At 58.6% G+C, this 13,113-nt stretch carries 9 protein-coding genes and 3 pseudogenes; 1 reads left to right on the top strand and 11 read right to left on the bottom strand.

The window, feature by feature from the left end; genetic code table 11:
• Positions 1–52: 52 nt before the first annotated feature.
• Positions 53–334, top strand: a pseudogene (locus HGP14_RS29075) (MOFRL family protein); the annotation flags it as partial.
• A 74-nt stretch (positions 335–408) separates the two neighbouring features.
• On the opposite strand, the pseudogene HGP14_RS29080 reads toward HGP14_RS29075, so the two are convergent.
• The 11 genes and pseudogenes from HGP14_RS29080 to HGP14_RS29130 all read right to left on the bottom strand — a co-directional run.
• Positions 409–820: pseudogene (locus tag HGP14_RS29080) on the bottom strand (OB-fold nucleic acid binding domain-containing protein); the annotation flags it as partial.
• Between the two features lie 52 nt (positions 821–872).
• A pseudogene (locus HGP14_RS29085) lies at positions 873–1,336 on the bottom strand (IS6 family transposase); the annotation flags it as partial.
• Positions 1,337–1,712: 376 nt separating this feature from the next.
• Positions 1,713–2,660: a MaoC/PaaZ C-terminal domain-containing protein gene (locus tag HGP14_RS29090; protein ID WP_168833330.1), complete on the bottom strand. Its 948-nt coding sequence runs from the start codon at positions 2,658–2,660 to the stop codon at positions 1,713–1,715.
• A 31-nt stretch (positions 2,661–2,691) separates the two neighbouring features.
• A complete protein-coding gene (locus HGP14_RS29095; RefSeq protein ID WP_168833331.1) occupies positions 2,692–4,728 on the bottom strand; it encodes an aldo/keto reductase in 2,037 nt (678 codons plus the stop codon).
• Between the two features lie 172 nt (positions 4,729–4,900).
• On the bottom strand, positions 4,901–5,917 hold the full coding sequence (locus HGP14_RS29100; protein ID WP_168833332.1) for a substrate-binding domain-containing protein: 1,017 nt from the start codon (positions 5,915–5,917) through the stop codon (positions 4,901–4,903).
• Positions 5,918–5,929: 12 nt separating this feature from the next.
• Complete coding sequence (locus tag HGP14_RS29105) at positions 5,930–6,928, bottom strand: ABC transporter permease (RefSeq protein WP_168833333.1); 999 nt, start codon at positions 6,926–6,928, stop codon at positions 5,930–5,932.
• Positions 6,915–8,435: a sugar ABC transporter ATP-binding protein gene (locus HGP14_RS29110; RefSeq protein ID WP_168833334.1), complete on the bottom strand. Its 1,521-nt coding sequence runs from the start codon at positions 8,433–8,435 to the stop codon at positions 6,915–6,917. Before HGP14_RS29110 ends, HGP14_RS29105 begins: the two co-directional genes overlap by 14 nt.
• Positions 8,436–8,476: 41 nt before the next feature.
• Positions 8,477–9,100, bottom strand: coding sequence for a dihydroxyacetone kinase subunit L (locus HGP14_RS29115; protein ID WP_168833335.1), 624 nt, complete (start codon positions 9,098–9,100; stop codon positions 8,477–8,479).
• A complete protein-coding gene (locus tag HGP14_RS29120; RefSeq protein WP_168833336.1) occupies positions 9,097–10,095 on the bottom strand; it encodes a dihydroxyacetone kinase subunit DhaK in 999 nt (332 codons plus the stop codon). The genes HGP14_RS29115 and HGP14_RS29120 overlap by 4 nt, the downstream gene beginning before the upstream one ends.
• Before the next feature lie 21 nt (positions 10,096–10,116).
• Positions 10,117–11,856, bottom strand: coding sequence for an acetolactate synthase catalytic subunit (locus HGP14_RS29125; RefSeq protein ID WP_168833337.1), 1,740 nt, complete (start codon positions 11,854–11,856; stop codon positions 10,117–10,119).
• A gap of 28 nt (positions 11,857–11,884) precedes the next feature.
• Positions 11,885–13,072, bottom strand: a complete 1,188-nt coding sequence (locus HGP14_RS29130; RefSeq protein WP_168833338.1) for a CaiB/BaiF CoA transferase family protein — start codon at positions 13,070–13,072, stop codon at positions 11,885–11,887.
• Between the last annotated feature and the right edge of the window lie 41 nt (positions 13,073–13,113).

The raw sequence follows: 13,113 nt of genomic DNA on the forward strand, positions 1-13,113 counted from the left end.
GGCCCGTCATCTCACATCGAATTCCACATTCCGTTAAGTTGACGATGCCAGAGGCCGCAATACCGAGTTTGCACTTGCTGCGGCTATCGCGCTGGAAAATAGTTCAATCCACGTTCTCTCAGCGGATACCGATGGCATTGACGGGTCAGAGACCAATGCCGGCGCCTTTGCGGATGGCGGCACTTCCAAGCACTTGTTGGGAGCTGGCTTTAATGCTCAGACTTTATTGGACGCTAATGACAGCTTCACCGCTTTTGAGAAGATCGGCGATCTTTTCGAGACAGGTCCGACGGGAACCAACGTAAACGACTTCCGCGCATTGCTAATCGCCTAAAATATTTACTGCGAGCCTGGCTCCTTAGGGCGAGTAAAGGCACCGGAACCGCCGGCTCCAAATTGGCCGTAACTTTATTGAAAATTCCGCGCTTTGATCTTCAGCGTATTGATATGACGGGTCAGGCACGAACATGTCGCGCGGGGCGACAACCGGCTCCGGCTTGTCCCGTGGATCCGGCCCGCCACCTCTGGCGAACTCGTCGCCGCGACCGACCGGCAGCTTGAACTCTTCGTCGCGATCCGCGAGGCCGACAAGGTCGCCTGACAAGTCGAATAGCTGCTGGGCGACAAGATGGACGACCTCCCCTTCCCGCTGGATCCGGCTACTGATCGCCATCATCGAAGATCCGAGAACAATCCGCCGGCGCTTTTCGAAGAGTGTCGGCCAGACGACAAGGGTGGCCGGTCCTGTCTCGTCCTCAACGGTGATGAACATGACACCCTTGGCCGATCCCGGTTTTTGCCGAACCGGGACAAGTCCGGCGAGTGGCGTCGCCTTAATCTGAAGAAGGTATAGTGCGGACAGGTAGCGATCGCTATGCGGCAGCCGATGAGGTGATGTCGCGCCAGGCTGTCATGGCAGCGGCACGGCATTCTCGGTGATCGGAGGCGCTCAGATGTTTGCGGTGCAGATGGAAGAGGTTGGCGACCGGGCCTTCAATTGAAATGAAACGCTGGCATTGTCGGGTGGATTTGAACCGCATCATGCCCCGTTCTCGTCGTCGGATGGCCAGATGAGAATTCTCAGCGCGGTTGTTGAGGCCCTTGTGCGAACGATGCTCGACGGATGGGATTAATTCGGCTTTCGCAGCAGAGTACGAGCGGAGCTTGTCGGTCACCAGGACGCGCGGCGTGACACCCTGGCCCTTCAGCAACTTGCGCATCAGCCGCAGGGCCGCCGTCTTGTTTCGGCGGCTTTGCAAGAGGGCATCGAGAACATAACCTTGGGCGTCCACGGCCGCCAGAGCCAATATTTCTTGCCTCTGATGGAAACGACCAGGCGAGTGGCGCAGGGGAGTTGCACCCCCGCGCTCTCTCAGAACCGGACGTGATACTCTCGCATCATCCGGCTCCCATTGTCCGGCCGTATCCATGAAGCAGTGGCCAATGGGCGAACAGCCGAGGTTGGCGCTGCGCGATGCGCAAGAGCCAATGCCGGGATCGCCGCTTGTGCCCACGCAAGGACTTGTACTTTCCCGAAGCCCATCGAGCCAAGTATCGTTCGATGCTCCAGAGCGTAGGTTATTGGTTCCAGATGGCGTTTGACCACCATCTGGTGATGGGTTGACCCTGACTGCCGAACCCGTGGCCGCTCCCAAAGCGTATCTGGAAGACTGGTTGGTTCGGTAGCTCGGGCTTCCGATGACCGATAAAGCTTACGTGATTTTGCTCAGTGCAATCGCTTGGGTCTGACCCTGTGCATTGAGGAAGGTGCTCTCGAAAACGAGGGTTTCGTCACGCGCCACCGTGGTCTGTACTGTGGCGGTCTGACTTGCCAGCATCGGGCGAAGGAAGCTGGCCGACATTGACCCTCCGGACAACCAAGCCATGCCAGCGAGCCTCGTAAGCTCCTCCGAAAGCCAGCAAACGCTCATCAATCCTTGCACGACAACGTCGGTGAAGCCCATTTCGCGCGCTATTCTGCGATCCGTATGCAGATTGACGAACTCATCGACGAAGCCGGAGAAGATCGCCATCTGGCCTCTGTCAAATGACATCGTCCGCAAGGGCAGTCTCCCCTGCCGGGGTGGGTCTTCAGCGATTTTTTCGAGGATCGGCAGACTATCATCCCAAGCGGTAGAGAAGCTCACTCGCTCGCGAGAATCCGGATCGTCCGGAATTCCCGAACGATTTAGGTCGAACAATTCCGTGTTGATCTGCGACACGTACAGGCGGCCTGACTCGTCCCGTGCTTCACTGGCATGACGGAAGTACCCTTTCCCGCGTTTAGTGAATTTCTCCGTGTTCCGGCCGGAGAAGATCAACTCGGTGCCAGCCGGGACAGGAGCATGAAACACAAAATCCTCGTGCTGATGGAAGCCGCGGACGCGGCTTCGATCATATTGTGTCTGGTAGAACCACATCAATTCCTTGAGGATCATGGCACTAGGAGCGATCCGCCCCGAAAACGCGCTGTGATCGCGGAAATACCACGGGTCCTGGCAGTTCAACGCATAGCAATAGGCGTTGATCGCAGCGTCGTCCGCAGTATAGCGCACCGGCGCGGCCTCCTCCGGGACAACGACGTTTTCGAAGATCGGGTCACGAAGATGTTCACCTACCTTCCGTGATTGCAGATCGGGCAAAGCGTTCCAGTTGTCCATGACGTGTCCTCAGGTGATATCCAGAAGTCGCTTAAGCGGATGCGTCGCCGTCTTTCAGCCAACGGACTTCATCCTGGGTTAACGTGACACCGAGAGCACCGAGCGAGTCCCGAAGCTCCGTCAGGTTCGCAGGTCCGATGATCGGGAAGATCGGCAGATTTTGTGCGAGCAGATAGGCCAGTGCAATCTGTGCCGGCGTAACGCCTCCGCGCTTTGCGAGAGCATGGACTCGGTCGCGGCGAGCGAAGTTCAACTCGCTGTACCAACTCTTCACCATGACCGGGTCATCGAACTTGTCGCGACCTGCCCGGTCGGTGAAGAAGCCTCGCGCCTGGCTGGACCATGCAAATACCGGAGATTGCGTGCGTTCGAGCCACTTTACGCTAGCCTCATCCGACGACGCGATGCAGCCTTCCCACATGGGCGCAACCATCTCCGCGAGACTGAAGTTGTTGGAAAGCAGCTCGAAGCCCTTTTTACCGTTCTTCGCAGCGTAGGCATTGGCCTCGTCCATCCGCCCGAGGGTCCAGTTAGAACCGCCGAACTTGCGGATACGACCTTCGGCCACCAGTTCGTCTAGCACGTCAACAAATTCGCCCACTGGGACGGCCGGATCGTCACGATGCATGAAGTAAAGATCGAGATAGTCGGTCCGTAGCCGGTCAAGCGATTCCACAAGCTGGGGGCGAATGGCCTGAGGTGTGCAATGTGGCGTGTGTGCACCCTTTCCAATGATGATCACGTCATCGCGGACACCGCGGTTCTCAATCCATTGACCCAACAGTTTGTCGACCGAACCCTGGCCATAGACATACGCGGTATCGAACACGGTGCCGCCGGCTTCGAAGAAGGCATCGTAGACCGTCGATGCCAGCGGAAGCGTCTTGAGCGCCATACCGCCGATCACAATCCGCGAGGCTGGCTTACTGACATCCAAGCGCTCGTCGAAGATCATCTTGTGATCGGCCGCCTGAGCCAGCACGCGCCCCGAAATCGTGGTCTTCGATCCCAGCGTCTCTCCGGGATACGCGAGGCCAACCGCCTGACGCCAAGCATCCAATGCCGTCATGGTGCCGACAGTATCCTCGAGGGTTGGGACAGGCCACGATACCGAGCCGGACCGGACAGCTTCGACAAAATTATCGGCTTCGATCTCATAAAGCCAATTGTCTGTCTCCACCTTAACGGTCTCGGCCTCGCCCTGTCTCGATGTGATGTTGATTATCCCGGTGCCGCCGGTTTTGCCCGAGCAGAACCACGGGGACGGCACTTCGATGCGGCCCTTGGTCCCGTAAATACGCAGTGTATTATCCTGAACAGTCGTGATGCTGGCTGAGACTTGAACCAAGAGGTCCTCCGCAAACCGAAGGACGGCGACCGCACGCTCATCGACACCCGTCGAGCCGAGGTGAGCGAAACCTTGCACCGCAAGAGGCTCCGCGAAGTTCTTCCCGCGAGCCGCACCCGCCAGGAGACGCGCCATCGAAACACCATAGCAGCCAACGTCCAGAATAGCGCCGCCGCCGAGCTTCGGATCGAAGTGTCGTTTTTCAACGCCAAAATCAGTGTGGTAGCCATAGGCGGCCTGAATGAGCGTGATGTCTCCAATTCGGCCGGATTGTACGATTTCCAGAAGCCTTTTTGTTTGCGGATGGCCCCGGTACATGAAGGCCTCCATGACGACCACACCCGCCTGGTGCGCGGCATCAGCGATAACCATCGCCTCGGCCGCGTTCATTCCGATCGGCTTCTCACAAAGGACATGCTTACCTGCTTCGCAGGCTTTGATTGCCCACTCCGCGTGCGTCGGATGGGGTGTGGCAATATAAACCGCTTCCACCGTTGGATCGCTCAGGAGAGCCTCGTACCCTTTATGGACGCGAGCCCCATGAAACACGTCGCCGGCGTCTGCCGCGGGGTTGCGACTGGCAATCGCCGTCAGTACGCCGCTGTTGGAGCGGGCCACTGCGTCGGCGAACTGTTTGGCAATTGCGCCCGTCCCCAGAATGCCCCAACCAAGCTTCTTGTTAGCGCCTGCAGCAGACCTTTGTTCATTCGTCGTAGTCATCTTCATGTCTCCAAAAATCGGTAGGTAGTCAGTCTTGCGGTCCGAGCCGAGTGGCGGTTATCGTGATCTAGTATTGGCTGTCAGGTTTGCTGATGCGGCGTGCAACGTTTGGTCTCGCTCGTAAGCCGGACCACCGATCAGTGGCCCGGCCAGTGTTCTTGGGAGGACAAAATTACTTGTCCGGGAGGTTCATCGCCTCCAGACGCGATGGTGCCAGCTTCGCCTTGTTTGTCGTCGCATCGTAGTAGTCCAGCACGTTGCTCTTATCGATCATGGGTGCTGGGAAGGAGATGTTCTTAGGGATCGGCTTGCTTTCCAGGACGCGGACGGCCGCCTCGACGCCTTCGACACCGAACGGATGGTACGACATCACCATCGCAAGCTTCTCTTCGTAGATCGCCTTGAGCGTTTCGTTGGCGACGCCGTCATATCCGACCACGAACATCTCCTTTTCGCGGCCAGCCTCGTGAATGGCCTGAATCGCACCGAGCGCCATGTCTTCAGAGTGGACATAGACGCCGTCCACCTTTTCGTTGGCCTGGAGCATGTCCTCCATGCCCTTCAGCGCTTTCGCACGGTCGTAATCAGCCATAACGTGCCCGACGATCTTGATGTCCGGCACCTTATCGATAACGTCGTGCCAGCCCTTGCCGCGGTTCTGGTTCACCGTCGAGCCGGGGCTGCCTTCGATCTGCACCACGTTGCCCTTGCCGTTTAGTCTTTTCACGAAATACTCGCCTGCGGTTCTGCCCGAATCGAAGGAGTCAACGCTCAACTGCACTGCCCAGTCGACATCTCCCACCAGACCAGAACTCAATACGATGACCGGTATGCCTGCCTTATTTGCTTCACGTACCGCTGGCGCGATTGCTTCGGAAAAGTAGGTGCTGATCAGGATCGCATCGACCTGCCGTGTAACGAGGTCCTCGATATCGCTGATCTGCTTTGCAGGGCGGTTGGCCGCGTCCAAAACCACGGTTTCCAGGCCATACTTCTTGGCCGTGGTCACAACGCCTTCCCGCTGTTCCCGTATCCACTGGGTCGTTACGAACGACTGCGTGAACCCAATCGTCTTTCCGGCGAGAGATTGTGCGAACGCGGAGCGTCCGATCCAGGGTGCCACGAGTCCGGCGGCGACTCCGGTCTGCAGGAACGTACGACGGCTCAGTTTACCTTTGTCGAAAGTCATTGGTTTCCTCCCTTAGCGCTTTCGTGTTTCACTGATGATTACTGCCGCAATAATAATCAGACCCTTAAGCAGCATTTGCGTATACGGCGAAATACCGAGCAAGTTCAGTATGTTAGACAGGAACGCCAAGATCAAGACGCCAACGACAGTCCCTCGGACGGAGCCCTTGCCTCCATCGAAGGTCATGCCGCCGATAAGGCATGCCGCAATGGCGTCCAGTTCATACAGATTGCCCGCATTCGGATCGCCTACCCCGAGGCGTGCCGTCAGCACGATTCCACTGATGCCCGCGAGAAGGCCGCTGACGCCGTAAACGAGGATCTGGTTCAATTTCGTGCGAATTCCCGAAAGCCGTGCTGCTTCCTCGTTGGCACCGACTGCATATACCTCGCGTCCGAAGATCGTGCTTCGAAGGACGAAATGTCCGACGACGGCGCAAAGCAGGAAGACGATGACCGCGACAGGGACGACGCCGACCGACGATGATCCGAGGCTCTGAACAACGTCCGGCATGTTCTCGGCGACGAGCGGGCTTCCGTCCGAGTAAATGAAGACCAGGCCTCTGACGAAGATCATCATCCCCAATGTGGCAATAAACGGCTGTAGTCGGACTTGGGCGATGAGAAGACCGTTTACCACGCCAAGCAGTACCGCAGCCCCAATTGGAGCGATCAGCCAGCCGGCGACCCCATACGGCATCATCCCCGCCATGAGCACGCTCGATATGCCGACCAGAGAACCCACTGACAGATCGATGCCTCTGTTCAGGATGACGAAAGTCATGCCGATGCTGACGATGCCGACCATGCTGGCACCGCGGAGGACGTTGAAGAAGTTCGTGACACTCAGGAAGTGGGGCGAGAGGATGCTTCCCACGCCAAGGAGAAGAAATAGCGCGAGGATGTTTGTCAGCGCCACGCTGTGGTGCGTTAGCCACGCCTTGATGTCCTTGTGCGGTTGCTGCGTTTCTGCGCCAGCTACGGCAGTGGACGGTCGATTAATGCTTGTCATTGTTCAAGCTCCCCCGGCTCGACGGAACTGCCAGCGCGATAACGGCAGCCTCGGTTGTTTCGGACGCGACGACTTCTCCGCTGATCCGGCCTTCGCACATCACCATCACGCGATCGCTGATGTTGATGACCTCGGGCAGTTCCGATGAGATCATCAGGATCGCGCAGCCTTCGTCTGCAAGACGGTGGATGAGGCCGTAGATGTCACGCTTAGCGCCGACATCGATGCCGCGGGTGGGCTCGTCGAAGATGATGACCTTGGGCTGCTGCAAGAGCCAACGGGCGATAACGCACTTCTGTTGGTTGCCGCCGCTTAATTGGCCGGCCGGCTGTTCCACCGAGGTCGCCACGATTTTGAGCTGCTTCACGAATTCCGAAGCGGCTGCGCGTTCAGCAGTGGTGCGAAGCACGCCCACTTTTGAAAACTTCCGACGGCCCGCAAGCGTTATGTTATGGGCGACAGACATCGACCGCAGCACGGAATCGTGTCGGTCCTCCGCCAGGTACGCAATGCCGCTCGCCACCGCATCCGCCGGGCTCGACGGGCGGACCTGCCGTCCCTCTAGCGCGAGATCCCCGGACGTGATGATACTTGCACCGCAGAGGGAGCGCGCTAGCTCCGTCCTCCCAGCACCAACAAGGCCGGCCAATCCAACAATTTCACCTCGCCGTAGGGTCAGCGAGACGTCCTTGAAGCCCGGGCCGGACAAGTTGGCGGCTTCGAGGACAACGTCGCCAGCCTTGCCGTTTCGGCGGGACGGGAAGTGAGAGCCTAACTCGCGACCTACCATGAGCCGTATCAGATCGGCCTTGGTCGTCTCAGCGATCGTGTTCGTCGTCACCAGCGAGCCATCGCGAAGGACGGTTACGCGATCGGCGATCTGGAAAATCTCGTCGAGATGGTGGGAAATGTAGATGAAGGCTACATTTCGCTCCTTGAGACGTCGGATGATCGAAAAGAGATTGTCGGTTTCGACCGGTGTCAGGCTTGCTGTCGGCTCGTCCAAGACGATCAGCTTTGCGTTCTGGCTAATGGCACGTGCCAGCTGAACCAGTTGGCGCTGCGCGATGCTGAGCTTTTCGATCGGTGTCGAAGCATCAAATGAAACACCGACGTCCCTCAGAATGGTGTTCACTTTCTCGTGGAGTGAGCCGTAATCTACGACAAAGCCGCCCTTACGTGGCAAACGCCCCATCAGGACATTTTCGGCGATGCTCAGCGGCGGTGCGACTTTCGGCTCCTGATGCATCATCGCTATTCCGGCATCGATAGCCTTGGAGGGATTGCGTAGATCGCGCTCCTTCCCGTCGATCCAGATTGTCCCCGATGTCGGTGGGAAATTACCGCTCAAGATATTCATGAGCGTCGACTTCCCGGCCCCGTTTTCGCCGATGAGGGCGTGAACCTCCCCGCTGTCGATATCGAAATCGATGTTTCGAAGGACCGTCGTAACTCCGAAGATCTTGGTAATCTGTCTTGCGCTAAGCAATTTCGTGTGTTGGAGCATGTTTCCTCCTTAGCTCCTGGTGTGTCTTTCTCCTGTGCCCCTCAACCCTGACTGTCGTTGGCGATTGCTTCGATGAGCTTGGCGAGGGCGAGCATGCCCGGGTCGTCGAGCCCGATGGTGGCGTTAGCGAACATGCGCGCGCGGCCCATGCGGTTTGGTTTCTGGCGAAACTCGTCGAGGGCGGCATGCGCGCCTCTGCGCGCCGCTTCGGCCGCAGACTGTTGATCGTTACATTCCGCGATCGCGATCGCGACGGCATGGAGGCCATCGAGAATGGTCTTGTCGCCCAACGACGCTCCGCCTCGTGCCGCCATTTTCTGCTGGGCTTCGGCCAACAATCCGCCCAGTGCGGACCAGTCGACTTCCTTGTTTTCCTGGGTTGCTTTGCCGACGCTCATCAGCCCCGTCGCCAACAAGGTTCCGAGGCTGGAACCGGTTGACGATGCAGCTGTTTGGGCAAGCACCAGGCAGGTAGCACCCACTGTTTCGCTCTTGTCGGCATTTGCGCGGTCGGCCAGCGCCTTGAGAACGCGCGCAAGCATGCTGCCCGTGTCCCCATCCCCGATACGAGCATCTGCTTCGTTTAGAACCGATTTCAGTTCATCCATTGCAACGGAAGCCTTCAATGCCGTGCTGCGCACGTGGGAACTGGTAAAGCCAGTCATCTGGTCACCTGCCAAAACGGGCAGCTTGCCGGGGCTGCCAACAATTTATGAAGTTCATCGTCGGCAAAGCAAAGCGATATCGACGCGCCCGCCATCTCCATGCTGGTGACGTAGCGGCCTACCAGAGACGAGACGACGCGGTATCCGCGTCGACGAAGTTCGGCAGAAGCTCTCCGGTAAAGGATGAAAAGCTCTTCCTGTGAAGTCGCCCCGAGGCTGTTCACGATGATGGACACCGTGTCTCCAGCCTCATCCGGCTTATCAGCAAGGAGGCGGTCGAGCATCTCATCGACCAGATCGTCCGCCGGCTTCATCCGGTCGCGCCAGAGCCCAGGCTCACCATGAATGCCGAGACCCATCTCGATCTCGCCGGCGGCGATCTCGAAACTAGGCTTGCCGGCTCCGGGAACTTTGCATCCGGAAAGGGCCAAACCGATCGTCCGCGTTCTCCGGATGACCTTCTGAGCCACGGTTGTGACTTCCTCCAGCGAGCGTCCCTCGTCCGCCGCCGCTCCAGCGGCTTTGTAGGCGTAGACGATACCTGCCACACCGCGTCTCTTCGTTGCTTCAGCAGGACCCGCGCTGGCAATGTCATCGCAACCCAGTACCGATGTCGTGTCAATCTTTCCCTCAAGAAGTTCGCCGGCCATATCGAAGTTCATCCGATCGCCCCCGTAGTTGCCATAAAGGCGCAAAACGCCCTTACCGCTGTTCGCCGTTTGAATGGCTCGCATGCAGGAGCCAACGCTTGGACCTTCGAAAACATCGCCTACTGCGCAGGCATCGAGAAGTCCCTTGCCGACGTATCCGGTGAACAACGGAAGATGTCCCGAGCCACCTCCGGTGACGATCCCGACCTTTCCGGGACGAAGCGGGGTCACCGCGCGTATCACGCGCAGGTTCTCACCGTCCCTGCACAGGTGGGGATTTGCGTCGACGAAGCCATCGAGCATCTCGTCGACGAAGTTGTTCGGGTCGTTCATCAATTTTTGCATTGTGTGACCTTTCACGCCATCCTAGTAGGCCAGCGCCGAGTTAGCTTCGAAACTGGTGATCGGCGGGTAAGCACGTTCGTCGGTGACAATATCGAGAAGCACGGTCCGGTCGGCGGAAAATGCTTCCTTCAAAGCAGGCAGGAAGTCGCTTGGCTTCTCGATGCGAATACCTTCGCAGCCGCATGCGCGCGCAATGGCAGCATGGTCCACCGGCGCGAAATCGCAGACGTCCGTGTAGGCTCCGAAACCCACCTTCTCGGCATGCTTCTGATAGCCGAGAATCTGGTTGTTCAAGACGGCGACGACGACATTGATGCCCATTCGGCGGGCGGTCTCCAGCTCAGACCAAACATGCGCGAAACCGCCGTCGCCTGTCAGGCAGAACACTTTCGAGTTAGGACGCGCGACCTTCGCGCCCATTGCCAATGGAAGACCCCAACCGAGCCCGGCAAGACCGCGTGGAGAGATGATGCGCTGACCGGCCTTTCGGGACGTCAGGAAGTTCGCGACCCAGATCGACGAGTAGCTCGCGTCGGCAACCACGATCGTGTCTTCGTCGAGAACGGTGTCGAGATCGCGCATGAGACGTTCCGGACGGATCGGAGTGGCTTCCGACGATGACTGGGACCCAGCTTCGCTAGACGATCTGCGTCCCGCCGCGATCTCGCTTTCGATCTCAGCCCGCCGTTCGGTACGACGCGACAAATCCTTGCCCGCCAGAGCCTCCTTCAGAGCGGCCAGCGTCAGCTTCGCATCGCCTGTCAGGCGAAGTGCTTCATAATTGCGGCCGATCTCCTGGCCGTCGATATCGATGTGAATGTACTTCGCGTTCTTGGGATAGAGGGTCCAGCTGTCGGTGCCGTTCTGGTTGGTCCGGTTTCCGACGAGGAGCACAACGTCCGCATTGGTAACCATCGAACGAAGGTCCTTGGTCAAACCGCGCGTACCCATGAAGTACCCGACGACGCCGACCGAGAGCGGATGGCGCTCGTCGACCGACCCCTTGCCCATAACGGTCGTAGCGACCGGCAGCGACGCCGTCTCCTGAAGTGCCGCAAGCTCCGGACCTGCGTCAGAGAGATGGATACCACCACCTGCGATGATCAAAGGCTTGGAAGCCCCGGCGAGAAGCTCGGCGGCCTTGGCGATCTGAGCGGGATCCGCGCTAACGCGGTCCAGGGGGAAATGACCGAGGCTGGCCTGACGCGGAGCGGTGTCGGAATCCAGGACTTCGTTGAAGAGGTCCATTGGCACGATAAGCACGGCCGGTCCGGGGCGGCCCGAGGCTGCAGCCGTGAACGCCATATCGACGTAATCGTCGATGCGGCTGGCGTCTGTCAACCGCTTGATCCACTTGGCCGAGCCTTTGAAGATTTCCAGATGGTCGAGTTCCTGGAAGGCATTCTTGTCCGTAAACGCGCGGCTGACGTCCTGGACTACAGCGACGATCGGAACCGAAGCCTTGAGTGCTTCGGCGAGGCCGGGCACGAGCAGGGTCGCAGCCGGACCGTTCTGCGCTGTTACAACAGGCACCTTTCGGGAGATGCGGGCGTAGCCATCAGCCATGACCGTGCCTGCGTTTTCGGTTCGGTAGCCAACTTGACGAATGCCGTAGTCCGGCGCGGCAAGGATCAACGCCGAGGGAATGCTTTGGCCGAAAATGTACTCCACGCCGTGACGGTGCAGTGCGGCGGCGAAAACCTGAGCGGCCGTAAGGGTGTTGTTAAGCGGCTCACGTGCCGGGGATTTCACAGACTGCATATTATCCTCCAAATGTTCGCGCGGTACATCAGACGGCACGGCTGGTTCTCAAAGTTTCGACTTCGTCGGGGTGAAGATCGAGCCAATCCGCGAGCACTTCGTCGGTATGCTCGCCCAGGCGCGGTGCGGGGGAAACCTGCTGTCTCTCGCTACCCATTTTGATGACTGGCCCGCTCATCGCAATTAATCCGAGCGACGGATGGTCGACATCGATGATGTTGCCGGCTTCGCGCATGTAGGGGTTTTCGACCACGTCTTTGATGGTTGACACCTTGGCCGACGGCAGATCGGCCCGGTTCAGAGCTTGGACGGCTTCATCCGCCGGGACATTGGAAATCCATTCGGCTACAAGTGCTTCGGTCGCCTCGACGTTTTGCATACGCGCCGCCAACGTGCTGAACCTCGGGTCCTGCAGGAGTCCAGGCTTCCCGATCATTTCGGCGAAGCGTTTGAAGGGCTGATCAGCCCCGGCCATAACGTGGACCCAAGCACCATCCTGAGCGCGGAATGTATTAGACGGCGCTGTATACCGATCTCGGTTACCCGCTCTGGTTCGGATCGCGCCGAGGGATACGTATTCCGGGATCGCCGTCATGAGCAGCGAAACCGCGCTACTCATTAGGCTGACATCGACCATCCGCCCCTTGCCAGTTTTGTGACGTTCCTGGAGAGCGGCCAGAATACCGATGCACGAGTAAAGCGCCGTGCTGTAGTCGACGACAAATGTGCCCGCTTGCATCGGCGAGCCGTCCGGCGACCCCGTCAAATCCATGAGACCAGATGTTGCCTGCGCAATACCGTCGAAGCATGGCTGAGATGCCATCGACGTCGTCTGTCCGTAACCGGAGATACGCGCCATGATAAGCCGAGGGTTGATAGTGTGAAGTTCCTCCCAGCTACACCCCATGCGCTCCATCGTACCCGGACGGAAATTCTCGACGAGGACGTCGGCTTCCGCTGCGAGACGGCGCAACAGGACCTGAGCTTCCGGATTTCGAAAGTCCAGTGTCATCCCCCGCTTGTTCCGATTGAACATTAGATAGTACAGGCTCGCGCCGTTCATCTCGGGCTGGAACGCGCGGGTATCGTCACCCAGTGTGGGTCGCTCCACCTTGACGACGTCTGCGCCGAGGTCTCCTAGGACGGTTGTGCAGTGTGGCCCGGCGATAAAACGCGAGAGGTCGAGCACCTTCAGGCCAGCCAGCGGCTTGCTCATGTTCTTCGTCTTTCAATTTAGCGTATGTGACTTGCAAATGG

The organism is Rhizobium sp. P32RR-XVIII (genome assembly GCF_012641395.1).
In the GTDB taxonomy this organism is placed as follows: Bacteria; Pseudomonadota; Alphaproteobacteria; order Rhizobiales; family Rhizobiaceae; genus Rhizobium.